This is a genomic window from Chloroflexota bacterium (assembly GCA_014360825.1).
In the GTDB taxonomy this organism is placed as follows: Bacteria; Chloroflexota; Anaerolineae; order UBA2200; family JACIWT01; genus JACIWT01.
This window is the reverse complement of record JACIWT010000018.1, coordinates 16,007-41,538: the sequence shown is the minus strand read 5'-3', so window position 1 is coordinate 41,538 and position 25,532 is coordinate 16,007. Positions and strand designations below refer to the sequence as shown.

At 60.6% G+C, this 25,532-nt stretch carries 28 protein-coding genes; 11 read left to right on the top strand and 17 right to left on the bottom strand.

Annotated elements, in window-relative coordinates; translation table 11 throughout:
- The 3 genes from H5T64_10900 to H5T64_10890 form a co-directional block, all read left to right on the top strand.
- A partial coding sequence (locus tag H5T64_10900; protein MBC7264845.1) for a substrate-binding domain-containing protein occupies nucleotides 1-333 on the top strand: 333 nt, incomplete at its 5' end.
- A gap of 3 nt (nucleotides 334-336) precedes the next feature.
- Nucleotides 337-1,380 (top strand): ADP-ribosylglycohydrolase family protein, encoded by a 1,044-nt coding sequence (locus tag H5T64_10895; GenBank protein ID MBC7264844.1) that lies wholly within the window; start codon nucleotides 337-339, stop codon nucleotides 1,378-1,380.
- A 212-nt stretch (nucleotides 1,381-1,592) separates the two neighbouring features.
- A complete protein-coding gene (locus H5T64_10890; protein ID MBC7264843.1) occupies nucleotides 1,593-2,033 on the top strand; it encodes a hypothetical protein in 441 nt (146 codons plus the stop codon).
- 119 nt (nucleotides 2,034-2,152) lie between these two features.
- On the opposite strand, the gene H5T64_10885 is transcribed toward H5T64_10890, so the two are convergent.
- On the bottom strand, nucleotides 2,153-3,130 hold the full coding sequence (locus H5T64_10885; GenBank protein MBC7264842.1) for a DUF11 domain-containing protein: 978 nt from the start codon (nucleotides 3,128-3,130) through the stop codon (nucleotides 2,153-2,155).
- Nucleotides 3,131-3,338: 208 nt separating this feature from the next.
- Between H5T64_10885 and H5T64_10880 the strand changes: the two genes are divergently transcribed.
- The 5 genes from H5T64_10880 to H5T64_10860 all read left to right on the top strand — a co-directional run bounded on the left by H5T64_10880 (nucleotide 3,339) and on the right by H5T64_10860 (nucleotide 6,835).
- Nucleotides 3,339-4,010, top strand: a complete 672-nt coding sequence (locus H5T64_10880; protein ID MBC7264841.1) for a hypothetical protein — start codon at nucleotides 3,339-3,341, stop codon at nucleotides 4,008-4,010.
- A 93-nt stretch (nucleotides 4,011-4,103) separates the two neighbouring features.
- The gene (locus tag H5T64_10875) at nucleotides 4,104-4,511 is read left to right on the top strand and encodes a DUF4332 domain-containing protein (protein ID MBC7264840.1); all 408 of its coding nucleotides are present in this window, start codon (nucleotides 4,104-4,106) and stop codon (nucleotides 4,509-4,511) included.
- Nucleotides 4,512-4,546: 35 nt separating this feature from the next.
- Nucleotides 4,547-4,990: a LysM peptidoglycan-binding domain-containing protein gene (locus H5T64_10870; GenBank protein ID MBC7264839.1), complete on the top strand. Its 444-nt coding sequence runs from the start codon at nucleotides 4,547-4,549 to the stop codon at nucleotides 4,988-4,990.
- Between the two features lie 354 nt (nucleotides 4,991-5,344).
- A complete protein-coding gene (locus H5T64_10865; GenBank protein ID MBC7264838.1) occupies nucleotides 5,345-6,112 on the top strand; it encodes an alpha/beta hydrolase in 768 nt (255 codons plus the stop codon).
- Nucleotides 6,113-6,304: 192 nt separating this feature from the next.
- A complete protein-coding gene (locus H5T64_10860) occupies nucleotides 6,305-6,835 on the top strand; it encodes a metallophosphoesterase family protein (protein MBC7264837.1) in 531 nt (176 codons plus the stop codon).
- Between the two features lie 546 nt (nucleotides 6,836-7,381).
- On the opposite strand, the gene H5T64_10855 is transcribed toward H5T64_10860, so the two are convergent.
- The 16 genes from H5T64_10855 to H5T64_10780 form a co-directional block, all read right to left on the bottom strand.
- A complete protein-coding gene (locus H5T64_10855; protein MBC7264836.1) occupies nucleotides 7,382-8,047 on the bottom strand; it encodes a phosphoribosylanthranilate isomerase in 666 nt (221 codons plus the stop codon).
- A gap of 19 nt (nucleotides 8,048-8,066) precedes the next feature.
- Nucleotides 8,067-8,204 (bottom strand): hypothetical protein, encoded by a 138-nt coding sequence (locus H5T64_10850; GenBank protein MBC7264835.1) that lies wholly within the window; start codon nucleotides 8,202-8,204, stop codon nucleotides 8,067-8,069.
- A gap of 26 nt (nucleotides 8,205-8,230) precedes the next feature.
- Nucleotides 8,231-8,935, bottom strand: coding sequence for a hypothetical protein (locus H5T64_10845; GenBank protein MBC7264834.1), 705 nt, complete (start codon nucleotides 8,933-8,935; stop codon nucleotides 8,231-8,233).
- Between the two features lie 567 nt (nucleotides 8,936-9,502).
- Nucleotides 9,503-10,120: a hypothetical protein gene (locus tag H5T64_10840; GenBank protein ID MBC7264833.1), complete on the bottom strand. Its 618-nt coding sequence runs from the start codon at nucleotides 10,118-10,120 to the stop codon at nucleotides 9,503-9,505.
- Between the two features lie 16 nt (nucleotides 10,121-10,136).
- Entirely contained in the window at nucleotides 10,137-11,993 is a 1,857-nt protein-coding gene (locus H5T64_10835; protein MBC7264832.1) for a right-handed parallel beta-helix repeat-containing protein, read from the bottom strand.
- A gap of 484 nt (nucleotides 11,994-12,477) precedes the next feature.
- On the bottom strand, nucleotides 12,478-13,680 hold the full coding sequence (locus tag H5T64_10830; GenBank protein ID MBC7264831.1) for a hypothetical protein: 1,203 nt from the start codon (nucleotides 13,678-13,680) through the stop codon (nucleotides 12,478-12,480).
- Nucleotides 13,681-13,696: 16 nt separating this feature from the next.
- Nucleotides 13,697-14,386 (bottom strand): hypothetical protein, encoded by a 690-nt coding sequence (locus H5T64_10825; protein MBC7264830.1) that lies wholly within the window; start codon nucleotides 14,384-14,386, stop codon nucleotides 13,697-13,699.
- Nucleotides 14,387-14,392: 6 nt separating this feature from the next.
- The gene (locus H5T64_10820; protein MBC7264829.1) at nucleotides 14,393-15,475 is read right to left on the bottom strand and encodes an ABC transporter permease; all 1,083 of its coding nucleotides are present in this window, start codon (nucleotides 15,473-15,475) and stop codon (nucleotides 14,393-14,395) included.
- Entirely contained in the window at nucleotides 15,472-16,320 is an 849-nt protein-coding gene (locus H5T64_10815; GenBank protein ID MBC7264828.1) for an ABC transporter ATP-binding protein, read from the bottom strand. Before H5T64_10815 ends, H5T64_10820 begins: the two co-directional genes overlap by 4 nt.
- A gap of 54 nt (nucleotides 16,321-16,374) precedes the next feature.
- Nucleotides 16,375-17,193 carry a methyltransferase domain-containing protein gene (locus H5T64_10810; GenBank protein MBC7264827.1) on the bottom strand — a complete coding sequence of 273 codons (819 nt, stop codon included), beginning with the start codon at nucleotides 17,191-17,193 and terminating at the stop codon, nucleotides 16,375-16,377.
- 15 nt (nucleotides 17,194-17,208) lie between these two features.
- Entirely contained in the window at nucleotides 17,209-18,192 is a 984-nt protein-coding gene (locus H5T64_10805) for a ribose-phosphate pyrophosphokinase (GenBank protein MBC7264826.1), read from the bottom strand.
- A complete protein-coding gene (locus H5T64_10800) occupies nucleotides 18,189-18,686 on the bottom strand; it encodes a DinB family protein (GenBank protein ID MBC7264825.1) in 498 nt (165 codons plus the stop codon). Before H5T64_10800 ends, H5T64_10805 begins: the two co-directional genes overlap by 4 nt.
- A gap of 50 nt (nucleotides 18,687-18,736) precedes the next feature.
- A complete protein-coding gene (locus H5T64_10795) occupies nucleotides 18,737-19,081 on the bottom strand; it encodes a PAS domain-containing protein (GenBank protein MBC7264824.1) in 345 nt (114 codons plus the stop codon).
- Nucleotides 19,082-19,092: 11 nt separating this feature from the next.
- Nucleotides 19,093-20,031 (bottom strand): CPBP family intramembrane metalloprotease, encoded by a 939-nt coding sequence (locus H5T64_10790; GenBank protein ID MBC7264823.1) that lies wholly within the window; start codon nucleotides 20,029-20,031, stop codon nucleotides 19,093-19,095.
- Nucleotides 20,028-20,567 (bottom strand): class I SAM-dependent methyltransferase, encoded by a 540-nt coding sequence (locus H5T64_10785; protein ID MBC7264822.1) that lies wholly within the window; start codon nucleotides 20,565-20,567, stop codon nucleotides 20,028-20,030. Before H5T64_10785 ends, H5T64_10790 begins: the two co-directional genes overlap by 4 nt.
- Nucleotides 20,568-21,099: 532 nt before the next feature.
- Nucleotides 21,100-21,300: a hypothetical protein gene (locus H5T64_10780; GenBank protein ID MBC7264821.1), complete on the bottom strand. Its 201-nt coding sequence runs from the start codon at nucleotides 21,298-21,300 to the stop codon at nucleotides 21,100-21,102.
- Between the two features lie 185 nt (nucleotides 21,301-21,485).
- Between H5T64_10780 and H5T64_10775 the strand changes: the two genes are divergently transcribed.
- The 3 genes from H5T64_10775 (at nucleotide 21,486) to H5T64_10765 (ending at nucleotide 25,261) form a co-directional block, all read left to right on the top strand.
- A complete protein-coding gene (locus H5T64_10775) occupies nucleotides 21,486-23,219 on the top strand; it encodes a hypothetical protein (GenBank protein ID MBC7264820.1) in 1,734 nt (577 codons plus the stop codon).
- A 159-nt stretch (nucleotides 23,220-23,378) separates the two neighbouring features.
- Nucleotides 23,379-23,672 carry a hypothetical protein gene (locus H5T64_10770; GenBank protein ID MBC7264819.1) on the top strand — a complete coding sequence of 98 codons (294 nt, stop codon included), beginning with the start codon at nucleotides 23,379-23,381 and terminating at the stop codon, nucleotides 23,670-23,672.
- 254 nt (nucleotides 23,673-23,926) lie between these two features.
- On the top strand, nucleotides 23,927-25,261 hold the full coding sequence (locus tag H5T64_10765) for a M20/M25/M40 family metallo-hydrolase (GenBank protein ID MBC7264818.1): 1,335 nt from the start codon (nucleotides 23,927-23,929) through the stop codon (nucleotides 25,259-25,261).
- Nucleotides 25,262-25,532 lie beyond the last annotated feature (271 nt).

Sequence of the window (25,532 nt, the reverse complement as noted above, 5' to 3'; positions counted from 1 at the left end):
ATAGCCACTAACATCATCCAGGCCCATCCTGATATCCGAGGGTTCTACTGTGCCAATGATGACATGGCTTTGGCCGTAGCCGAAGCAGTGGCTGCCGCTGGAAAACAGGGACAGATCATCATCGTTGGCACGGACTTCATCGAGGATGCTAAGCAGGCTATCAAGGAGGGCCGCATGCAGGCCAGTGTGGCCTTCTCACCCTATATGTATGGGCAATTGGGTGTTCGCATGGCGGTCATGGTAGCAGAGGGGAAGCCCATTCCGGAGGGTGTTCACACGCTGAATGTTCTCGTTACCAAAGACAATGTCGCCCAAATGGAGGATTGGAAGTAGGTCGTGGACAGACTGACAAGGCATATCTGGGGGAGTTTGGCAGGCGTGGCCGTGGGAGATAGTTTAGGATTCCCGAGCCACGACTTGTCTACGGAGGAAATACGTCGTCGCTTTGGCGGGCCCCTGTGCAAACTAGCACCGGCCTTCGATGATGATATACGGCACGCTGGCAAAGCGGCAGGCGAAATAACAGATGACACTATACTTTCCTTGGTCACGGTCCATGCTATACTGGCCACCCACGGTCGTTTGACCATGGAGAGTATGGCCGATGCCCTAAAGGAATGGGCTGCAGCCAATAGCATTTGGCAGCATTCGAATATGTTCGGGCCATCGACCAAGCGTGCTCTGGCTCGTTTGCTGGCTGGCGAAGATCCATGGAGAGTTGGCTGCACGGGTGATTGGGCCAGTGATGGAGCAAGTTGTGGGGCGCCTATGCGGGTAGCACCAGTTGGTTTGATCCACCCAGGTCGCATAGATAGCGCCATCGAAACCGCAGTGGAGGCCACCTTGGTCACTCATGGCACCCAAGTGGGCATTGCTGCAGCCTGTGCTCAGGCTGCGGGCATAGCAGAGGCTTTGACCCCTGAAGCCGACGTACTATCCGTTGTGACTGCTGCTCTGGAGGGTGCTCGTCGTGGGGAGCAACTAGGGCGAGCAAAAGGACGTGTAGTACCTGCTCCCTGTGTGGCCGATCGCATCGAGTTAGCGGTGAGTTTAGCCATCCACGCTAAGGATCCATTCGAGGCTGGGGAACTCATCCAGCGTTACATTGGCACCTATCTGCCGGCCGCCGAAGCGCTACCTACAGCCATAGGCCTGTTTGTTGCCGCCAAAGGTGACCCTTATTCCGCCATGGTTGCTGGAGCTACTGTAGGAGGTGATACAGATACAATCAGCTCCATGGCAGGGGCACTGTGTGGCGCGTTACGAGGCATCGAGGCTATTCCTGCCGACTGGTACCAGGCTGTAGAGGATGTGAACAATCTCCAACTCGAATCACTGGCTCGGCAACTGGCCGCAATCGCCGTTGAACTAGGTGCTTGAGTTTTCGGTAGTGAAAACAAGAGTAACCTTACAGCGCAGACGGCGTCATCGGCGACAAGGATGTGGTCTGGCGGTAGGGGCGAACCGACGGTTCGCCCCTACGATTTTACAAACCGTTTACAAATCCATAATTCCTATGTAACACCTCTGTGGGATAATGAGGCCAGGATGAGATTCCAGATCATCCCAATTCACAAGCAGGAGGTGTTACAATGACGAAGCGAATTTGCATTCTGGCGGCGGTGGCTGTACTGGCCAGTCTGGTCTTGGTCTCGGTGGCCAACGCCGAGGACCTCGAGGGCACGGGCCGGCTGTGGGCCAGAGGCGTGGGAGTGGCCACAGTGCACGGCGACGGCCGCGTCGTGGTCTGGTGCCGCGGCTTCGGCACAGTGTGGGTCAAGGGAGCCGAGAATCTGGAAGCCCGGGGCGTCGGCATCCGGCGGGAGGTAGATGGTGGCGTCCTCTTTGTCGGCTGGCGTGGGAGGGTCACTGCCTCCGGCCACGAATTGACGGTGCGGATGGCGGGTGGCGTGATCGAGTTCGTCGCCGAGGGCACCGGCTGGGCTACCCTCAAGGGTCGCGGCAGGTATCGCATCGGCGGGGCCAGTGGCAATTGGTCCGCCGACGGCATCACCATCCACTTCTCACCCTGATCCGCACCGCCGCCCAACAGGGCGACCCGCAGGTGGTAGGGACGACAGGGGCGAACCGTCGGTTCGCCCCTACGTTTTTGGCAATCGCGGGACCTAGACCCTGAAGGTTTCCCAGACCTTTAGGGTCTTCCGTTCTTTATGATGATGGGCAGGTAGAGCATATAGGGCGTCGCCGTGGCCGTGGGCGTCGGGGTTGGCAGTGGCCACAGGCCGAAGTTACGGATGGGGTTGGCACGCAGGTCAGCGACCAAGAACGCGCCCCCGAACGGCTGGTAGCCGTCCGCCGTCACCATAATACTGACCTCGGCGCAGGCGTTGGCGTAGTTGGCGGGTATGAGCAGGCCATAGGTCCCGTCGGGGCCGGCGTAGGTCTCGAAGGTGTGCGGCACGCACATCAGCACCAGGATGTGTGCGCCCGGGATTGGTGCCGACTCCCCGATGGCGGCATTGTAGACCAGCCCGCTCAGGATGAGATCGCCGGGTGCGACGGTCTCGGTGGGAGTGGCCGTTGGAGTGGAGGTGGGCGTGGGCGTTGCGGTCGCCGTGGGCGTCGGGCTGGGTGTGGGTGTGGCGATGCACTGCGCCGTGATCTGGATGGTGGTCTCCTCCCAGTCGGAGAGCGTCCCCGTCTGGACACTGTACATCTCGGCGGTGTTGGTCACCACCGTGCCTGAGGGCGTGCCCGCCGAGGTATCCAGCCAGAGTTGGATGGTGGCCTGACCTCCGGATGGCAAATCCGGCAGATTCCAGACGTAGGTGCCGGTGACGGGGATGGAGGAGTACATCGGGTCGCACCAGTAGAAGGTAACCCATTGGGTCGGGATGGTGTCGGTAACCACGATGCCGGTCATAGATTGGCCGCTATGGTTGGTGATGGTGAGGAGATAGCGGATCCGCCAGGCCGGGCAGACGGGATCTGTTTGGTCCGTCTTCTCAAAGCGGATGGTGGGGGTCGGGCTGGGTTGGAGCAAGGCCCACGGGGCTTCCTCAGCGGTGACCGGCTGGTCGGGGAGAAGGGCGACTCCTAACAGGAGCAAGCCTGCGGCGACCAAGGCGGCGAGCCAGGGAAGCGAAACAAGAGGGCGGGATTTCGGCATGCAAACCTCCTCTTCAGACTGATTTTGCCAATATGGATGACGGGGTAGGACGCGATTGGATACGCGGATGTAGTAGACATAACAGTAGGGGCGGGTTTCAAACCCGCCCCTACAAAAAATGCGAGGTGTTGACAATCCCCACAAATGGATGTTATAATAAATGTGCGGTGGTTCCTGGCCTGTACACCCAATATGGAGTAAAGGGGATATGGTGAAAAAAGCGAAAGCGAAAAAGAAAGACCCGTTGGAGGGTCTGCGACGCGATGTGGCACGTCGGCAGGGTGGCCGTAAGTCGGCAGAGGTCAGTAATCGGAATTTGGTCGAATATCTGGCCGGCAACATAGATTGGAGCAGACTGTTACCCTTTATCATCCCCCTTCTTATTCAGATCCTACGCAACAAACAAGCCTCGCAAGCACCACAGCAATCCACAATTCGGCCCACACCATCTTACCCTGGCATGGGAGCGCCAAGTGGCACAGGAGCGCCGGCGCAGGATTTTACCAGCCTCTTCACCACCATTCTGGGGGCTTTGTTGCAACCGTCTGCACAGGCGGGCCAGCCTGGGGGACTCTTCCAAGCGCCCGCTGGAGGGCCAGCGGCGCAGCCTGGCAGCCTGCTAGACTTTCTGGGTGCTCTCTCCCAGTCCCAGCGCAGCACTTACACCGGCCAGCTGTTGGATTCTATGGCCAGTAGCGCGGATCTCGATCGGGATGGCATACCCGACGCTTTAGAGCAGGTGCTCGGCGGCAGCATAGAAAGCGACCGACAACGCGAGGGTGCTGTAGCCTTGCTGGAATCGCTCCTCCAAAATGCTAAGCCAGAGGACTTGTCCTCCTTCTCACGGGCGGTTCAAGCCCTCTTGCCACCAGTTAGGTAGATCTAGATCGCGTTTGAGGCACATCCAGTAGTCGCGTTTTTGTAACCTGTGAAGGAACTCTGACGTACCAAAAAGAAAGGAGCAGTTGACAGCATGGCAAGGATTATCAACATCGAGGGGATCGGTCCAGTTTACAAGCAGGCGCTCAAGGAGAAGGCTCGCATCACCACCACAGAGGCGCTTCTGAAAGCCTGCGCCACCCCCAAGCAGCGTGAGGAACTGGCCGCAAAGACCGGCATCAGCGAGCAACTCATCCTGGAGTGGGCGAATCTGGCCGATCTATTCCGCATCAAGGGTGTGGGGGAAGAATACTCTGACCTGTTAGAAGAGGCAGGAGTGGACACCGTGGTCGAATTGGCGCAGCGCAATCCAGAAAACCTCTATGCCGCTATCAAAGAGGTCAATGAACGCAAAGCGCTCGTCCGCCGCCTGCCCACTCTAAAGCAGGTGCGAGATTGGGTGGAGCAGGCCAAGCGATTGCCCCGCGTTCTCACCTATTAGGCTTTGGCTGCGCAGATGTAAGGAGGGTAACACGTATGTCATCACTTTTGGACCGGCTGTTGGGCAGGAAGAAAGAGGAAAAGAAGGAAGAGGAACGGATCCCAAGCCGCGTGGATGAGGATGTCGCTCGGGCTCGCCGCGAGCAATTGGCGCGAGAGCGGCAGCAGATGGAAGAGGCGCGAAAGCAATTCGAAGAGCGAGAGAAAGCACGCCTTGCCGCGCTGGAGGAAGAGAAAAAGCGCAAACAAGAGGAAGAAGCGGCGAAACTCTCTCTCGAAGAGCGGCAGCAACTCGCAGCCAGGGCCCGAGAGACCGCAGGACGCGTCTACGTGGTCAAACCGGGCGATTCCTTGTCCAAGATCGCCAAAGAAGTCTATGGCGATGCCAAACGTTGGCCCGAGATCTACGAGGCCAACAAGGAACTCATCGGACCGGATCCCAATCTCATACACCCTGGGCAAAACCTTCGCATTCCGTAACAGGTTTTTTCGCCAGGGCATGCCCGAATGAAATAGCGCCGTCGAGCGAATTCGACAGCGGGGTAACAAATTCACACGGGATTCAACATCCTGCCGCTGATTTTGTGACCTGTGGAAGGATATTGTGAACAGTAGGGGCGGGTTTCAAACCCGCCCCTACTGCGTTTCATCCGAATGCGGCGAAGCGCCGTTGACGCCTTCGCCGCCTTTGCGCTACAATGTGGGCGTAGTTGGGATGGGAGCAGCCCCGCAGCCGGATAAATCCACCGCTGCGTTTGGAAATCCCTGCGGCACTCTGTGATCACAACCCTGGCCTTCATTCCCAAGCAGCGTTTGCCATCGAAGGAGATATCTATGACCAGACTATACTTGCGCGAATCCGGCTCCACCGATGCTCCCCTCATCGTGTTCCTCCACGGCGCAGGACTCAGCGGGCGGATGTGGCAACCCCAGTTCGAGCGTCTGGCGGAATACCATTGCCTGGCGCCAGACTTGCCGGAACACGGCCAGAGTGCCGACATCTGCCCGTTCGATTTGCTCGACGCCAGCCAGCAGGTGGCGGAACTGATTCGCCAACGCGGTCCGAACGGGCGCGCTCACCTCGTTGGGCTGTCGCTGGGCGGCGCGTTAGTGCTGACCGTATTGCGAATAGCGCCGGAAGTGGTGGACCATGCCATCGTGAGCGGCACATCGGCTCGCCTGGGGAAGATGTTGGTGGCCATCCAAGGATTGAACGAGCCGGTCTTGCGCCTGCTCAACCCCGACCAACTGGCGGCCCTTATGGCATGGCAATTCCACATCCCGCCGCAACACCGCGATATGCTGCGCCAGGATATGCGTCGCTTCACACCCCAGGCGTTCCATCGCGTCAACCAGGCCTACACGGAGATCGAACTGCCCCAGGCCTCCGGGGCTCCCCCGCTGGTCCTGGTGGGGCAGAAGGAAACGTTCGTCGCCAAACGGATGGCTCGCAAACTGTGTGCTTCCATCCCCGGTGCAAAGGGGATGATGGTGCGGGGCGTCGGGCACGTCTGGAACCTAGAGGCACCCGACCTGTTCGCCGACACGGTGCGCGCTTGGATAACCGACCAACCTTTGCCGAGCGAACTATTGCCGTTGTGATCGAATTGGGTGTAGAATAGGGCGGGCACGGCAGCAGCGGATGGCTGATTTGTCATTTTTGTATCCGTTGACTATTCTTTTGGCAATCGCGATCGCGATGCTTTCGGTGGCTCTCACGCTGGCAGGTCGAGCCACTTGGAAAGGACGCTTGGTTGCGGGATAGCAAATCCCTTGACTTCTGGAGCAGAGAAAATGAAAGTCGCCCTCATTTCTGACACTCACGTGCCGGCCATTTACCCGACGCTGCCACCGGAACTGGTGGATCGTCTCAGAGGGGTGGATCTCATCCTGCACGCCGGCGATCTCACCTGCCTGGCCGTCCTGGAATCGCTGCAGGCGATCGCCCCGACGGTAGCCGTGTACGGCAATATGGACGAGCCCCAGGTGCGCCGTCAACTGCCGCGCAAGCAACTCCTTTCCCTGGAGGGCCGACAGATCGGCCTCATCCACGGCCATCGAACACCCCGGGTGGAACGCGCCTACCTGCGCCCGGACCTGGGCTACGACTCGCCGGGAATGGAGAAGTTGTACCAGTACCTCGCCAACGAGTTCCCGGAAGCCAGCCTCATCGTGTTCGGTCACACTCACCTGGCAATCGCAAAACAATGGGAGGGTCGCTTGCTGGTCAATCCGGGCTCCATTGCCCCTCACCGGGGATACCGCGGTTTCGCGATGATGGACCTGGGTCCTACCACGGCCGATATCGAATTCATCGCCTTGTGAATCCTGAAGCGAATGGATCTCACCCCGGCCTGCGGCCACCTCCGTTCTCGGGCAGTTCTACTGCCCGACGAGAGGGGGTTGGGGGTGAGGTTGAGGCTGCGCCGGCGGATGAAATCGCCCGTGTGCGCCCGCGAGTGGCAGGGCAGGTTTCCATACCTGCCCTGGGCGGAGCGCCGCCGTCGAATAAAATTCGACGGCTATGAGTAGGAAGTCCCTGCGGGACTCTTCTCGGCAGGGCAGGTTTCTATACCTGCCCTGGGTGGCTGTCAGCGGATAGGTAGCGGATGGGCGGATGATAGGGCGTGTACATCCGCTTATCCGCTATGCCGCAGGCCATCTGCTGATAGCCCGCCGTCGAATGAAATCGCCCGGATGTTGCGTTTACATAGTCCCGCCGTCGAATGGAATTCGACGGCTACGTTTAGGAAGTCCCTGCGGGACTGTGGTAACCTCACCCTCAGCCTGCGGCCACCCCTCCCGTTCCCTCCCCGTCGACGGGGAGGGTCGGGGTGGGGCGGAGAGGGGGTGAGGTAACCCCGCGGCCACTCAGACGCTCCGCACGCTGTGGAAAAACGCGGCCAGTTTGCCCTCATCCAGTACGCCGTTCGTCCGCACGCCCGTACAAACGTCCACACCGTATGGCCGAACCTGGCGAATGGCCTCGGCCACGTTGTCCGGCCGCAACCCGCCGGCCAGGAACACCGGCACATCCACCTCTTCCCGGATGCGGCGGCTGATGGCCCAATCATGCGTCCGCCCGGTCCCGCCCAGTTCCTTGACCGGCAGCGAGGGCCGGCCCGAATCCAGTAGGATGCCGTTCACGTGAGGCGCTACCGCGCGCGCCTCGTCCAGCGCCTCCCAGCCGGTGACGTGGATCACCTGCACCAGGGCTACGCCGGGCATCGCCGCCCGCAGGTCAGCGTAACTCCCCGAGACGAGCCGATCGCACAACTGGATGGTGTTCACGCCACAGCGCTTCTGCTGGGCGATGATCTCCGCTGCATCCTGGCGGCTGGTGAGCAGGAACGAGCCGATGGCCGGTGGCAGTTGCCTGGCGATTTCGGCGATCAGGGCCTCGTCAATGGGACCGGGGCCGCTCGGCATCTCTGAAACCAGACCGACGGCAGAGGCACCGTAGCGGATGGCGGTCCAGGCCTCGGAGATACTGGCGATACAGCAGATCTTCACTCTCGGCAGCGCAGTGGGTTCCACTCATCACCCCCGTCCAAGGCTACATAGGTTTGGCCAACAACAGGCTCCACTCCAACGTGGTCTCGGCCACCGGCAGCATATCTATGGCAGCGCCTTCCAACATCACGCTGATTGGGGTCGGACGCGCCTTCCCGTGGCACGAAGCGACGACCTCCACTTCCCAGCCAGCCTGGGCGAAACGCTCTAACGCCGGGCGGCGGAAGAGCAGGTCCGAAAGCCCGGCCTCGGCGATGGCTGCGGCGTTGGCTTCATCGTCCTCGGGGAAGAAAATCGAGAGGGCCAGGAAGGACCCGGAGACGCTGCGCCGAAGGATTCCAAGCGCCGCCGATTGCGTCTCAACACGCGTGGGCTGAAGTCGGTGGCGACGATGGGTTGGTGGAGCCGGCGCGCCATTTCTTCCATCAAACGCCCCAGCCCAGTGGCCAGATCCACGATCGGGCCCGGTGCTGTGGAGAGGCGTTCCATCGCCTGGCGGATCTGGCTCTCCGAGCAGGCGAGATAATCGGGGGTATAGATACCAGTTAGAGCCTGCTCCGCTGTGGCTTTGGCCTGCGCATACTCGCCGCGCTCATCCAAGAGTAGCGCGCGGGAGAACTGATCGGCGGGAGCCAGCGTCTCCAGTGGCGCGCCCATCAGTTGACGCTCGACGTCCGGATGCTGGCGGAGATAGAGGGTCAGTTGGCTATCCACCTGCTCCCATAGGTCATCGCGCGGCAGGTCTGGGGTGAGGAACACCCCGATCCCCTCCCGAATGGGATAGGTACTGGCGCAGGCCATGCAACGCGCCTCTGCCGTTTCGATGCGACCGTCACGGCGCTCCGTGATGTCCCACTCCAACTCGCTATGACACCTCGGGCACTCCAGCATGTCCATCAGATAGGTGTACATTCTGCTCTCCGCTGGTCCGGTTAGACCTAAGGGTTTGGGAAACCCTCAGGGTCTATGCAGCAGTTTACCACAGAACCCAGTTGTTATCCAAAAACCTTACCTCCTGCTCCTTCTGTTCTCAGGCAGTAGAACTGCCTGAGAACAGAAGGCCTGCGGCTGCCCCCACCCGTTCTCGGGCAGTCCTACCGCCCGACGAAAGTGAGGGCCAGCGCAGTCCCGCAGGGACTTGTCAACCGTAGCCGTTGAATTCATTCAACGGCGCACTGCGCAGAGACTGCCGTCGCGCACGGGCGATTCATTCGACGGCCAGCCTCTCAGCGGATGGCCTACGGCATAGCGCCAGACTTCAGACTTCCGAAGTTTCAGAAACTTCGGAAGTCTGGGGGCTCATCCGCTACCTATCCGCTGACAGCCCGGCGGCTAACCTTGCGAAGGTTTTGAACCTTCGCAAGGTTTTACATGCCATTCCCAGGCACACACGGGTGATTCATTCGATCGCGCTGCAACCTCGCCTCCCTGCCCCCTCTCCGCCTGCGGAGAGGGGGATTGAGGGGGTGAGGTCAAATGTTACTTGCGCGGCGGCTTGAACAGGCCGGCCTCGTTCGCGCCAAGCAAGCCGGCCTGGAGTGAGCGCTCATCCACCGGCGCCAGTTTGGCGGCCATACTCGGCGTGAGGATGGATACCCGGCGCATCTGGTCCAACCGCTGTGCGATGCGCTCCAGAGGCTCGTCGCTTACCATCCAGTTGTACTTGTCAAAGACCTTCAGGTTCAAGGGCATAGTGTAGCCCCGCAAGGTCTTCTCGCCCTCCACATTGAAGTACTGCTCGAAATAGGACATTACCAATTCCCGCAGGGTGCGATAGACAGGCTCGCGAAAGCGCAAACCCACCACATTGGACTTGGCCACTGCGCCCCAATGCCCATCACACTTGTAAAGGGCCACAAGATGGTCGTCATCGCGGCCGTTGGGCAGCAATTCCAAGATGAGCGGTGGATGCCCGAGGCGGCGCAAGGCGGCGGCCGCGAACAGAGCGCCATCGAAGCAGTGGGCCACGCGCTCGCGCAAGACCCGCAACGGGCAGCGATAAATCGCATCGGTGCTGTACGGGAGTTCATCCAGAAAGACCTGGATTCTGATCGGACTGGTCAAGCCGGCCAAGAGTTCGCGCTCTGGCTCGGTCAAGGCCTGGTCGAATGCTTCAACTGCTGCCATCGGGACTCCATGTGCTCTCATAGAATGCGTAGCCTTTCATCACGATGGGAAGGTAGATATACCTTGCCGTGGGTATGAGTGTGCCGGTAGAAGTTACTGTCGCTGTGGGCGTGTGGGTAGACGGGACTACCGGTGCGAGTGTGTGAGTGGGAGTCGTCGTCAGGGTGGATGTAGGACTCCTGGTCGGGGACGCTGTCGGGCTGTGGGTCGGAGTGACTGTGGGGCTTGGGCCGCTCGGGTATTCATCTGCGCCCAGATCGGGAGCGGCTCCCTGGGGCCGGTACTCGCCGTCCACATCTTCCGTTACCCCCACGTCCACGCCCTGATCAATGGCCGCCGAGTGAGCCGTGAGATGGTAACCGTCGGCGGCGAAAGCGGGGTCGCCGGTGACCGCGTGGGTAACAGCAATGGTGCCCGGCCCGCCATAGTGGATCGTGTTACCATACCACAATACTCCATCCAGGGTGGCGGTGTTGGTGGGACCCGTCGTGACCGTGATACCCACCGTCTGGCTGACCAGGATGGTATTGGCCAACGTCACAGTACTTCCGAAGTCCCTCCAGTGAGTGATATAGACCCCACTGCCATCCCCGCCTGTGTTGCGGGCAATGGTCGTGTGCAGTAGGTTCGGAGAGCAGCCCTCGACCACCAAGCCGCTGCCCTCGGTATTGGCCCTGTTGTCGGCAATGACGTTGTTGACCAGCGTGGCGTGGCTGTACGACAAGTACAGCCCGCCTCCCCGGTTGGCTTCGTTTTCCGTGAGGGTGTTCTCGCCGAGCGTGGCCCGACTATTGACCAAATACATCCCGCCGCCATCACGTTGGGCGGTGTTGCCTATCAGAACGTTTGCGCGGAGTAGTGTGGCAGGGCTGCTCATCAAGAACAGTCCGCCGCCATCACGTTGGGCGGTGTTGCCTATCAGGACGTTTGCGCGGAGTAGTGTGGCAGGGCTGCTCATCAAGGACAGTCCGCCCCCACTCCATTGGGCAGTGTTGCCTTTGAAGAAATTTCCACTCAGCGTGGCCGGGCTATCATACGCATATAACGCGCCTCCACTCCTCTGGGCAGTGTTGCCTTCGAAAACATTTCCGCAGAACGTGGCAGGGCTATACGCCAACTCCAGTCCGCCACCCCAGAGAGCGGTGTTTTCGGCGATGGTATTGTCAATAAGCATCGCCGGGCTGCTCTCCAGAGACAGCCCACCACCGTAAACCGCGGTGTTGCCGAACACTACGCTACCGCTGAGCGTAGCCGTAGCGGTGATGATATACACCCCGCCGCCGACATCAACTCCCGTAGAACCACCACGCAACCCGGCGGCGTTCCCCCCAGTGATGCGCAATCCCTCAATCGTCGGGCTGATGCTGCCGGTGATGTAGAGCACCCGCCCCCGGCTCTGAGCATCCAGAGTAGTGGGATTGGCTGCCGGGTTGGGCGTCGTCCAGTTACTCGGGCTATAGCCGCCGCGAATAGTCACCGTCTTGCTGATGTACACTACCTGGGTGACGACGCCCGTCGTGGCTAAATCGGCCCGGGGGTACCCGTGCAGGTCAGTGTACACGCCAGCCGCGACGCGGATCTCGTCGCCGCTTGCGGCCTGGTTCACAGCGTACTGCACCGTGCGACAGGGGTGGGCAGGGTCGGTGCAGCCACCGCTATCACTGCCCGTAGGAGAGACGTACCGCACCCCGGGGTCTGCACGAGCCGTTCGAGGCGTTCCGCCCCGCAACCAGAACAGGCTGATGACGAGCAATCCGCCGGCAGCGAGGCTCAGAACAAGGGACTTAACAACGGGCTTAACAAGGGGCTTAAGCCCCTTGTTGTTGCGGTTTCGCAGGTTCATCGCTTGTCCCCTATATCAGACGGGGTTTAAAATTTCACCAAGGGCTTCGAATCATCCCACAATCGCTGGTAGTAACGTTCGTAGAAAAAGTCGTACCATCGTTAGCCCTTAGCCTTGCGAAGGTTCCAAACCTTCGCAAGGCTCTTCACATCACACACGGGCGATTCATGCGAAGGCGGACCTGCCCCCCTTTCTCGGGCAGTAGAACTGCCCGAGAACAGAGAGGTTTTGAACCTTCGCAAGGCTTCACACCAAAGCAGCACCTGTTCCTATAACAGCGGCCTCATGGGCCCAGGGTTCTGATCCCACACCACATACCAGTCCTTCTTGCAGTGCGGGCACGTTACCTTAAGAGTGTAATTGCCCGGCTCTGTTTGGAAGTAAAAGGGGACCCAATCCCCGTTGACAGGCCATTCCCTCGTGCCGTGGGTTTTGAAGCAATGCTGGCAGATCAGCGCGTTTGCAAATTGGGAGATATGCATTTTTACCCCTCCTTGGTGGATGGCTGGAACCGTACCCGGATGGCAGGTTGTGGCCGATAGGTCAGAGTAACCCATTTTTGCCGGATCGTCAGTCGCAGTTTTATTCTCTGAATCCCGATTTGCACTCTCCAAGGGGACTGCCAGGACACTTCGTAGGTTCCGGGTTTATCTTTCACCAAGCCGAGGAGTAGCAAGAGGCCTGGCAAGACACCTTCGTGTATATGGGGGCCGCGAGTGCAATCTATGGATTCTATCACCGCCCCTTGGGGCAATTGGCTGTAGGCTTTCTCGCTGGCCTCCCGCTCAAAGAGCGCGTTTACAGTCAACGTCCCCTGGGAGCCCTCTTGAAGGACCCCCCTCTTCACGATGACCGCTCCTTTCGGGAGAAACCCTTTTGCGTGCCGGAATGCAGCGGCCTTTGTATCGCCCTCGCCCTCGTAGAACTCTACTTCCTCCCGCACCTCTTTCTCCTCGATCCCTGCTCCTTTTGGGACATCGCGGCTGAGAGGCCAACCGCGCAACGCATCCTCCTCTGTAAGCCCCTGCCCACTGAAGGTTCGGGTTTCGTCCCGCACTTCTTTGCCCTCGATCACTGCTCCCTCTGGGAGACGCCCTTTCGCTTCTTCATACGCAGCCTCCTCTGAAACCCCCACAGCTTCAACGGTCCGAACCGTTGCGCCATCGCACACCACTTCGAGGGAGAGAACCCTGGCATCTGGCGGCACTGATTCGACCGCTGCCTTCCTCGCTTCCTCAAGGGTTGGAGCCTGAAATACCAGTGTCTTGGGAGGAATATAGGGCTGTCCGGCAACGAGAGTTACTGGTGGTTCCATCTCCGCGATCTCATCCCTGGAAACGTCGAAACCCGCGGCGTCAAGAAAGCGCTTGGTGTAATCTGGCCCCGTACCCCGATACCCTACAGTAAACCCGCCGAGTATATATCTGGCCCCGTCCTGAAACAGCACGCGTATGTCGTGGTTTGCGGAGATGCATATCTCCACAGGCCTCCCGTGCGCTCGCATGAGCGCAAGCGCATTTTCCAAGGAGAGGTCAGGATACTCTGTGAAATATCCTTTCTCCACCGGCACGGAGCCGGTTCCATTGCACACGGAGCAAGGGCGATATTCTACTTCACCTGTGGTCAGGGACAGGCGTGTGAAAACCTTGCCAGTCCCTTGACAATGACTGCACTGAACAGTACTCATGTTTATCCCCCTTTGGTTATTTGGCCTGCTCCGCAGTGCCATATACTTCGCACAGTTCCGCCTCGGCTTCCGGTGCGATGAGCAGGACATTGGCTTGAATATCTTGCAGATGCTGGTACACGGCTTGTTCTCCAATACCCGGCGGCGCGTAGACGGCAAACAAGACCCGCCGAGTGGCAGGAGTGATCCGGGTGCGATGGTCGGGGCCGTAGAGCACACAAGAGATGACCCCTTGAGCATCGGTCATCATCATATCGCCCGCTTTCAGCCGTTGTTCCTGCCCATTGAGTCGGATGTACCGTTCATTCCCCCTGGCCACATCCAGTCTCACGGGCATCTGGACGGCTTCCAGATCATGACCGGCCGTCAGGAGCAGGTTCTTGAGTTCGGCCATAAACATCGCTTCCACGAGCGCCGCGACGCGCGGAATGGATTTGCCTTTCAGGGCGACGGATTCTAATTGGAGCAGGACGTGATAGGTTTTTTCGTAACGCCCAAAGTAAGCGTTGTAGGCTTGGATGGGCGGGAGAGCCGCCAGCGTGGCTCTACTGCAGTCGGCAAAACGGGAGCGTAACTGTCTTTCTAACGCTTGTTTGTATCTGTCGAGGGCCGGGTGACGATCTGGGTTCGCAACACCCCGCATCACCAGGACTCCCATTGCTGCCCCGGGATAGGCGATCTTCCACGCCTCTGATACGATCAGCATTAGACCTTACTTCTCCTCTCGCCGCAGTACCCACGTCGCGGCAGCGAGGACGAAGACCGCGCTGCCGATCATCACCGCCAGCGGAGCGCCCACCTGTCCGAAAGATGCCCCGCCGGCCATAGTCCACTCCAGGGCCTGTGCCAGATAATGGGTCGGGATCAGGCGCAAGATGATCTCCAAGGCCGCCGGCATCGGCATTATGGTGAACCAGGTGGGCACCGTCAGGGCCAGGGCGACGATGCTGGCCCAGGTGTTCACCTCCATTGTCGTGCGGCAGAGGCTGCCCATCAGCAGTCCCACCGCCACCATAAACAGGGCGCCCAGAAGCACGAACAGCGCGGTCACGAGCCGATCCCCCGTCCAACCCCCGTTCAGGGTGATGAGTATGCCGGCGATGAGGATGCTGTAAACCAGCCCGGTCAAGGCTTTGCCCACCACCATGTCGCCCAATCCCGCTGGCGAAACCAGCAGCGCTTCCAGGGTGTGCCTCTCCTTCTCCTCCACCAGCAACGTCGGCACTACAAAGGCCCCGGTCATAGCCAAGACCAGCATCAGGAGGAGGATCAGGATATAGCGGTCCAGGCGAAAGCCGCCCTCGGCCTGTGATTCGGGCAGAGTGCCCGCGCCCACCCAGCGAATGCGCGCCGGCGAGGGCTGCCCTACCAGCGCCCACACCTGCTGCTCCATCAGTTGCCGGAAGGCGGTCAGTTCGCCTCCCCCACGCCGCAGGTTCAGGAAAACGGTCAGTTCGGGCTGCTCCCCCGCCTCCACTGCGGCGTCGAATCCCGCCGGTATGGCCAGCCCGCCCACCGCCCTTTCCGCCACCACCGCCGCCAACTCCTGGTCCGAGGCCACGTCCAATAACTCCACCTGGGGCAGATCGCGCAAGCCCGCCACCAAGCGCGAGCCTGCCGGATCGTACACCGCCACGACCAGGGACGCCTGGCCTGGCTCACTTGGGCTGGGAAAGATCAGGCGGAAGAGCAGCGCCAAGCCGAGGGGCAATACCAGGCTGAAGAGGATATACCGATTCTTGATCGAGTCCACGATATCTTTCTGTGCAATGGCCCAGATCACCCGCCAGTTCATTCTGCCAGCCTCCTTCCGGTGAGCCGGATGAAGACGTCCTCCAAAGTGGCCTCGGCAGAGTGCGCGGTGAGGATGCGACCCGCGGCGGCGAGTTCACCCAGCCTTCGCCCGTCGGCGGGGTCATCCAGAGCGAGGCTCAGACGCTCTCCGTCATCCAGCGTTACTTTCAGCAGAGGCTGGCCGTAGGCAACCTTCAGGTGCGCGGGGGTATCCAGGGCCACGATGCGCCCGCGGTCGAGAAAAGCCACCCGGCCACAGAGTTGGTCGGCCTCCTCCATATAATGGGTAGTCAAAAAGACGGTCATTCCCTGATCGGCCAACTCGGCTACCAAGCGGCGGAGTTCCCGCGCCACATTCGGATCCAGCCCTTTGGTGGGCTCGTCCAGGAAGAGCACGCGGGGGCGATGGAGTAAGGCCCGGGCGATGAGCAGGCGCTGCTTCATGCCGTTGGAGTAACGCGCCACGGGATCGTTCGCCCGCTCTCGCAGACCCACCTGCTCCAGCGCTTCCTCCACTCGCCGTCCATCCACGCCGTAGAGCCGGGCGCTGAAGACCAGGTTCTCCCGGCCCGACATCCGTTCGTAGAGGTTCTGGTACTCGAAGACCACGCCGATGTGGGGCTTGAGATGTTCCCGTTCGCGCACCACGTCGCAGCCGGCCACACGGGCGCGGCCCGTCGTGGGGCGCAGTTGGCCGGTGAGCAAGCGAATCGTGGTGGTCTTACCGGCCCCGTTCGGGCCCAGGAAGCCGAAGATCTCCCCCTCGTCCACGGCGAAGGTGAGATGATCCACGGCGCGCAGGCCATTGAAGGTGCGGGTCAGATCCTCGGCCTCGATGGCGTTCATCGCTCCTCCATCGTTATGTTTACTTCTCACGCCTCACGCCTCACGCCTCACGCATCACGCCTCACGCTTCACGCCCACATATATCCCATATCCCAAGTAGGTGAACAAATCCCGGATGATCTTGGCGGAAGGCGTTATCTCCCTGGCGTACCTCCTGAAAGCGGGGTTCTTGAGGTACAGGGAAAAGAAAGTGCCCCAGGCCCTCAGCCTGTCCAATAGGTCGTCGAAATCCAAGCCGCTCATTTCATCCAGCCGCTGCCGGAGTGCGCCGACTTTGTAGGTCCGCGCCACGATGTCGGACAAGCCAGCGCCCGCCAACAACTCCGTCCAGCCATCAGGCGTCAGGAACTCCGCTCCGGCCATCGTGCGCTTCACGTATTCGACCAGGTCGGCTGGCGGCGTCTCCAGCCAAGTGCCCTCATTGAGCCCCACGTAGCCCCCGGGCTTTGTAACCCGCACGTATTCGCTCACTGCCCTCCGCTTATCTTCTGGGAACGCCGTTACGGACTCGCCAATCACGACGTCGAAGAGGGCATCCTCGAAGGGCAGGGCCTGCGCGTCTGCGACCCGGAACTCCACTCTATCCTCTACTCTCCTTCTCACCGCCCTCCTGCGGGCCCATTCCACCATCTTCTCGGAGATGTCCACGCCCATCACCCAACAGCCATACTTCTGGGCCAGATAGCAGGACGTGAGTCCAACCCCGCAGCCGACCTCCAAGACGTATTTGTCCTCGTCTATGTGGCACAATTCGGTGAGCGCATCGGTGGCCCTCAGGCCGCCCATGTGTTTGGTGACGCCCCAGTACGCCTGTATATCAAAGTAGGAGAGTTCCGTAGTTGCCTCTGCCGATGCTGGTTTCCTGCCCTCCATATTAGATCTCTCCCCCTACGGTGCCTCTTCGCCGAAGACAAACAGGTCCCCGATGGACTGTCGCAAGTAGTTGCGGCGAATCGCCTCGCCGAAAATAGGGGCCACGGAAAGGACGTGCAATTTCGGATGGCGCTTCTCCGCGGGGATGTACACCGTATCGGTGGTTACGATCTCCGTGATCTGCGGGACGGCGACGAGCCTTTCCAGCCCGCCCCCGACAAAGACGCCGTGGGTGCAGATCACCCAGATCTCCTGCACGCCCTGCTCGATCAGGAGGCGGCTGAGTTCGAGGACGGAACTGCCGGTGGCGATCTCGTCGTCGTAGATCAACGCCCGTTTGTAGCCGCGCACCTGCTGGCCGACGATGCCACTAATGCGCACCTCTGTGTCCGAGACCCGCTCCTTGTTGCCTGTGGTGACTGGCAGGCCCAGGTTCCCGGCGAAGCGAGCCGCCGACCTGGCCTGCCCGACATCCGGCGTAACCACGATGGTGCCCGACAGATCGCGCTCCTGAAAATAGCGCATGAAAATGGGACGGCTGCTGAGGGGGTCGGTGGGCACGCTGAAGAAGCCGTGCACCTGCGGCGAGTGGAGCATCATCGTCATCACGTGGGTGGCCCCGGACGTTTGTAGTAGATCGGCGATGAGCCGGGCGGTGATGCAGATGCGAGGGGCGTCCTTCTTGTCCGAACGGGCGAAGGAGTAATAAGGTATGATGGCGTGGATCTCCGTGGCTGCTGCTCCGCGCGCGATATCCAACATCATGAGCAGTTCCATCAGGTGGTCGTTCACCGGCGGGGAGAGCGACTGGACGATGAACACCTTGCGGGAGCGCACGCTGGCGCCGAGTTGGATGTACAGGTTATCGTTGCTGAAGCGGGTGATCAGCGTTTTCTCCAGCGGCACACCCAGGTAGTGAGCGATGTCGGCGGCCAGTTGGGGGTTGGAACTGCCGCTGAAAAAGCGAACTTCTGCGGGGTCAATCGCCTGTGTGGTCATTTTTCTCCTCCTCCAAACTCCCTGATCTGCGCGTAGTGCGTCCTCTCATCCGCTGCTTCCACTTCGAGCAGGCCGGCAATGGTTACCTCGTGTCCCTGCCAACGCAGCCCCCGTTTCCTCTCGAATTCATCGGCGGGGATGGTCTGCAGGAATTCTATGAGTCTGCGGTGAGAGCCCTTCACCAGGGCGAGAAGGCTGGCGAAGTCGTCCCTCTTGTACATAGAGACCAATTCTGCGTTGTAGGTTTGCCAATCGTGGTCGTATCGGGCGTAGAAAGCGGGGAGGCGGCCAGCGAGGATCTCCTGCGCCGCCTGCAGGTTGGTGAAATCCCAGCCGGCGAGGTGGGCGAGCAAGTCTCTCACCGACCAGATGCCGAGGAAGACCTCGTCTCGCTTTTCCGGGGGCAATGACGACGCGGCCTCTAAGATCATCTTCCGCGCTTCAACGAGTTCCGAAATGATCGTTTCTTTCTTTGATTGGGCTGTAGTACTCATCTCACCCCTCACGCATCACGCATCACGTCTCACGTCTCACGCATCCCGTCTCACGCATCCCGCACGAAATGCGGCATCTCCCCAGGGATCTCCAGGCTCAGTTCCGCGTAGCCACAGTACACCCCATCCTTGTACCACGGGGCCTGGTAGATCAACTTCTTAACGCCACCCTTCTCGATGGTATAGACGTTGGTCTGCCGGGTCTCCAAGAGGCGCTTGAGTTTGGTGCGCGCCGGTTCAGGATGGCAGTCCAGCACATTGGTGCCGATGAGGTTTCGGCCACCCTCAGCCTGGAAGGCTTCCGCCGCCCGATCGTTCATTGCCAGAATAACCCCCTCGCGATCGCAGACGGTGATCGCGCCGGGGAACTCTTGTACCCAGGGGTGATTGTCCATCGCGCTCATCCTCATTGCCCTCCCGCCCGCGGAGGAACAAGCGCCTCAGGGCGCAGGAATATCCACAGTGCCAGCGCGGCCCATCCCGCCGACCCAATGAGGCCCACCGGCAACGGACCCAGCAGCGGGTTGGGCTGCCCTCGCGCGAACAACACCCCCAGGCCGCTGATGCCGTTGATGGCGGCGTGCCCGATCACCGCCGGCCAGACGCTCCCGGCCCGCAAGGTCACCCAGCCCAGGAACGTCCCCACCACCAACGTGAACCACACCATCGCCAGCATGCCCAGCCACGGCGCTCCAGGATAGCCCAGCCCGTAGTTATGCCCCATGGCAATCACCGGCCAGTGCCATACTCCCCAGATGATGCCCATCAGCAGCATCGCCTTGCGCCTGCCGAGGGGCATCAACTTGGGCTGCAGGTAGGCGCGCCAGCCGAACTCCTCGCCGAAGGTGAACAGGCCATTGACGAGAGGCGAGATCACGATGGCCGCGCCGATTTGCACGGCCACCAGCCCCCATGGGCCGATGGGAAATGGCTGCCCCGAGAGGCGCTCGATTTGTCCGAGCAACTGCCTGACGAAGCCAAGCGAGGGGTCAAAATGCTGTGGGTACAGGGCGAAGTAGCAGGCCATCCCCAAGATAGTCATCAGAGCGGGCAGGAGCCAGGCGGCGACCCAGTAGGGCCAGCCCCCTTTGAGGCGGGGGCGCAAGAACGTCTCGGCCCAGCCCTCGCGGGTGAGGATCCGGGTGAGGATGTGCGCCAGGGTTGGGGCCCACATATACTCGGTCGCCAGGAGCACCGTCGCCAGGGTGATGCCGGTGCCGGGGATGAGTTGGGGGCTGTTCACCAGTCCGCCGGTCAGGTATATGACCAGCGCGATTGCCCAAGCGATGCTGAAAGCCAGGGCCAGGTAGATGAGGATGCGTCTGGTGTCTGGTTTGTTGTTCATGTAGTGCTCCCTACCTTCGCGAAACTATACGTCCTCCGACCTTTTGCCGTGAGTCTGAACAGATTTCCGGCCGTTACCCTCGAGATGATGTCCTCCTCTGTCATGTGATGGTCGCTGAACGAGAGGATGCCATCGGGCTTCAACACCCGATGCAACTCCCGCAACACCTCATCCGGCTGGTGGAGATCATGGAAGGTGTCGTACAGGAGAACAACGTCTATGCTGCCCTCTGGCAGCCCTGTGTTGCAATCGGAGTGGATAGTTTTCACATTGGTCAGGCCCTTGCTCGCAGCAATTCTCTGGACCTTCTTGATGGCGCGCGGGTGGATGTCGAGGGCGTAGATTTCCCCCGCACTGCCCACCAGTTCTGCGAGGGGTAGGATGTAACTGCCGGGGCCACAACCGTAATCGAGCACACGGTCCCCTGACTTGATCCCGACTTCTCTCAGAATCCCCATGCGCGGCGAGAAAAAGTCGCGGATTCTGAACTGGAGAGACATGAGTTCGAAACCGAGATTGGATTCCAATTTGTCCATATAGCGTACTCCATACCGGCTGCAGTGGATCTGAGAGGTTGCTTACTTAGGAAACTCTACCCTATAGTTTACCATAGAACCCCCCGGTTACCAAAAGTTATCAACACAGGGGGCCCGCAATCGCCGCCTGGAGGCGGCTCCCACTGTTCTCTCCAGCCCCGCCCGGAGCGGTGGACCTCACCCCCTCAATCTCCCTCTCCGCCCCACCCCGACCCTCCCCGTCGACGGGGAGGGAACGGGAGGGGTGACCGTAGGCTGAGGGTGAGGTTACCGCAGTCCCGCAGGGACTTCCTACCCGTAGCCGTCGAATTCTATTCGACGGCGGGGCTCAGCAACCGCGGCCGTCGCACACGAGCGATTCTATTCGACGGCGGGGCCCTCTCGTCGGGCAGTAGAACTGCCCGAGAACGGATACAGCCGGCGGTTAAAACCGCTCCTCGCGGGCCTTCGGCCAAGCGTCCCCCTGCGGGGACGCAAATGTCCGTCCGCGCAGGCGGACGGCTGGCACCACTCGGTGCCCCCAGGCGCGATTTCAATCGCCAGCCTCGCCCAGGGCAGGTATGGGTACCTGCCCCGCCGAGAAGGGGCCGGCTTCCCTACCTGCCCCGGATGTCTGGGCGACCCTCACCCCCTCGCTGGCAATCGAAGTCATGCCGGGGAGGCACATTTGTGCCCGCCGTCTGCCAGCCCGGATGGGAGAGTCGCGGATTTCTTTTTTACGGATTATTGACATTCTCCTCACTTCGTGCTATAATAGGTGTAGCAGCGACGGCCCAAGCAGGCCGGCACATACCGGCACGAATATCCGATTACCGTGCCAGAACTCGTTCGGGGGCGAAAGGAGGTGAAAAAGGCAAATCCCGAGTAGTTTCCACTGTGCTGGCTCAATCGCTTCTTAACAAGAGGAGGTAAAAAGCGATGAACGCGATTGTTGTCTTGATATTGGCCGCGCTGGGCATTGTTGTTGGCTATGGCTTTTATGCCCGACGCATTGACCGGGACATCATCCAGCCGGACCCGAAGAAGGCAACGCCCGCCAAGATGTACATGGATGGCGTAGACTTCACCCCGGCCAGCCGCAACGTCCTCTTTGGCTATCAGTTCAAATCCATCGCTGCCCTCGGCCCCATCACCGGGCCCATCGTCGCCGTGGCCTGGGGCTGGTTGCCGGCGCTCATCTGGATCATCCTGGGCACCTTCTTCATCGGCTGGGTGCAGGACTACGGCAGCATGATGATGAGCACGCGCCGCGATGGCGACACCATGGGCGCACTGAGTTACAAACTCGTCTCCCCCCGGGCCCGCAACATCCTCTTGCTCTTCATCTACTTCTACATCCTGCTGATCATGGGCGCCTTCGGCAACCTGATCGGCAAGGGCTTGATGGTCAACACCAAAGTGCCCTTCGGCATGTTGGCCGTAACGTTGATGGGCGTCCTCGCCGGCCAGATGACCTACAAGTGGAAGCGGGATATCATCCTCACCACGGTGGTTACCGTGGTCCTCTCCTTTGTCGGTATCTGGCTGAGCACGCAGCCCGCTGTGTCCAACATCTTCTCCGCCCTCTACGGGTTCCGTATGGTAGAGGGCAAGGCGGTCTCGCCCACCATCTTCCTGGGCAATACCCAGGCGCAGGTCATCGGCACGTTGCTGGTGGTGATCTTCTGCTACCTGGGTTCGGTGTTACCCATCTGGGCTTGGGCACAGCCGGTCAACTACGTCTCCTTCTGGATCATCGCCCTGGGGATGTTGGGCGGCATACTGGGCATGCTCATCTGGCGGCCAGGCATGGGTGACTTCCCCGCTTTCACCCAGTTCACCATTGGTGCCGGACCGTTATGGCCCATGCTCTTCGTCACCATCGCCTGTGGGGCCATCTCCGGCTGGCATAGCCTGGTCTCCACTTCGGGCACGGCCCGTCAGTTGGAGAACGAGGTGGATGCCCTGCCCGTGGGCGGCGGCGCGATGTTCATGGAGATGGCCCTGGCCACCATCTCCTTCCTCACCGCCACCGTGGCCTTTGGCAGTTTCAAAGCCTATCAGGACGCGGCGAAGCCGGGTGCGCTGGGAGTCTTCGCTGAAGGGCTGGCCCGCTTCCTGGATCACATCGGCGTGCCCCACGACTTCGGCGTGGCTTACGGCTCCGTCTTCCTGGTCATCATGGGGTTGACCATCATGCAGTTGGCGGTGCGCTTCATGCGCGTGGCCAGTTCCGAACTGCTGGGCGATAAGGTGCCGGTGATGAAAAACATCCACGTGGGTACCATCATCGCCCTACTCCTGACCATTCTCTTCGTCTGGATCATCCCCTGGTTGACCATCTGGGTGGCCTTCGGCGCCGCCAACCAGTTGATGGCCGGGCTGGCCTTGATGCTGGTGGCTTTGTGGCTCCTATCGGAGGGGAAGAAGCACACCTGGGCTCTCTATCCCTCGATCTTCATGATCGTCACCACCATCGCCGCCCTGCTCTTCGTGGCCTATGACAACTTGATCCGCAAACTGCCCACCGCTAAGACGGTCCAGGCGAGTATCGCCTACATCCTCATCGGGGTCATCTGCCTGCTGCTGATCGTGGCGGCAGTTATGCTCATCCAGGATGGCCTGGCGGCGCTACGCAAATGGCGAGCCAAGGCAGCGGAGAAGGCAGCGTAGGAGTCGTCGCCTGCTTGTGGGAGCCGTCTCCAGACGGCAATTCGCTCTGTAATCTGGGAGGGCAGCCCCCGGCCCTCCCATTTTTGTGAATGGGCGCTGCAAGGGTAGGGGCGATCCGCCGGGTCGTCCCTACGGCGGTAGGGTCAGATGAGCACTTCTATGCGCGAAAGCATTCGGGAAAAGATCCGTCTTGCCCGGCGAGTCGTGGGCGAGATCTTCTACGGGATGGTCCTCCACGATATGGTGTTGGGCCTGCGCCGCCAGCGCGGGGAAGTGGAACGCCTCTTTGCCCTCATCCTCTTCGGTGACATGATTGGCCTGCCCATCCTGCCGCCTTACTACACCCTGCGCCTCCTGCCCTACGTGATGCCCGCCCTCCACCGCTGGAAGCGGAGTCTGCTGCGCGAGCGTGACCTGACCGACCTGGCCGAACTGATCGAGGCGGTGGATTGAGCACACGTAGGACAAATTGTCAATTTGTCCTACGGACTTTTCAAATAGCCTCGTAGGAGTGGTTTCAGCCGCCTGTTGGTGACGGATGAAGCGCCTGTGTGCACCGGGGAATGGCAGAGCAGGTTTCCATACCTGCTCTGAACAGATATCAGGGGCAGGTTTCCACACCTGCCCTGGGATGGAATTGACCCGCTGTCGAATGAGCCCATTCGGCGACAGGACTCACATTCACGGATAATCTGAGGAGAAGAGAAATGTCTGCGCCATCTACCAACAACCAAACCATCTACCAACGCCCGCTGGAGTTGCTGCAAAACCTCATCCGCTTTGACACCACCAATCCGCCGGGCAACGAAGCGGAGTGCGTGGCCTACATCCATCGCTTGCTCACCGAGGCAGGCTTTGAGACCACCCACCTGGCCAAAGCCCCGAACCGCCCCAACCTGATCGCCCGCTTGAAAGGGCGTGGGGACCAACCACCGCTCTTGTTGTACGGACACGTGGACGTGGTTACGACTGCCAACCAGAAATGGACGCACCCGCCTTTCGAGGCGAGGGTGGCGGAGGGGTATATCTGGGGGCGGGGCGCTTTGGATATGAAGGGCGGCGTGGCAATGATGTTGGCAGCCTTCTTGCGAGCCAAGGCGGAGGGCCTTGCTCCCGCCGGGGACGTCGTGCTTGCCATTCTCAGCGATGAGGAGGGGGGTGGGGACTATGGGGCCAAGTATCTGGTGGAAGAGCACGCTGAGCAATTCGCCGGCATCCGCTACGCCCTCGGCGAGTTCGGCGGTTGTTCTTTCTACATCGGCCAGCGGAAGTTTTACTTCATCCAGGTGTCGGAGAAGCAGATATGCTGGCTGAAGGCGACCGTGCGCGGGCCAGGCGGCCACGGGTCTCTGCCCATGCGCGGTGGGGCGATGTCCAAACTGGCTCGCTTGCTCCAGCAGTTGGATCGCAGTCGCCTGCCGGTGCACATCACGCCTGTCACCCGTCAGATGATGGAGAAGATGGCCCAGGCCCTGCCCTTCCCAACGGGATTTGCCCTGCGCCAACTCCTTCGCCCTTCCCTGACCGACGGTCTGTTGCACCTGTTCGGTGAGAGGGGGAGGCTATTTGAGCCCCTGTTCCACAACACCGTCAATGCCACCATCGTCCGCGGCGGCGAGAAAGTCAACGTGATCCCCAGCCAAATCGTCTTGGAGTTGGATGGGCGACTGCTGCCCGGCTACACCCCCGACGATATGATGGCCGAACTGCGCGAGGTCATCGGCCAGGAGGTGGAACTGGAACTGGTGCGCCACGACCCCGGCCCGGCGGAACCGGATATGGGGATGTTCGACACACTGGCAGGGGTTTTGCGCGAAGCCGACCCAAAGGGCATAGCGGTGCCCCTACTTTTGACGGGCACCTCCGATGCCCGCTTCTTCTCCCGTCTGGGCATCCAGACGTACGGCTTCACGCCGATGGACTTGCCCGCGGGCTTCAACTTCATGCAGATAGCGCACGCCGCCGACGAGCGCATCCCGGTGGAGGCGGTGGATTTCGGGACAAATGCGATCTACAGGGTGCTGCAAAGGTATGGGGGGTGAGACCTCACCCCCCAGCCCCCTCTCCGTCAACGGAGAGGGGGTGGCCGAAGGCTGGGGGTGAGGTTGTATCCTCCTGCCTGCGCGGACGCCCCTGCCCCAAATGGGCTATCAGCGGATAGATAGCGGATGAGCGGATGATTGGGCGTGTGCATCCGCTTATCCGCTATGCCGCAGGCCATCCGTTGATAGAGGGCGTATTCGTGGGTGTCGAGCCTTGCGAAGGTTTAGAACCTTCGCAAGGCTGTTGGAGCGGCGTCATTTGCATTGAGGG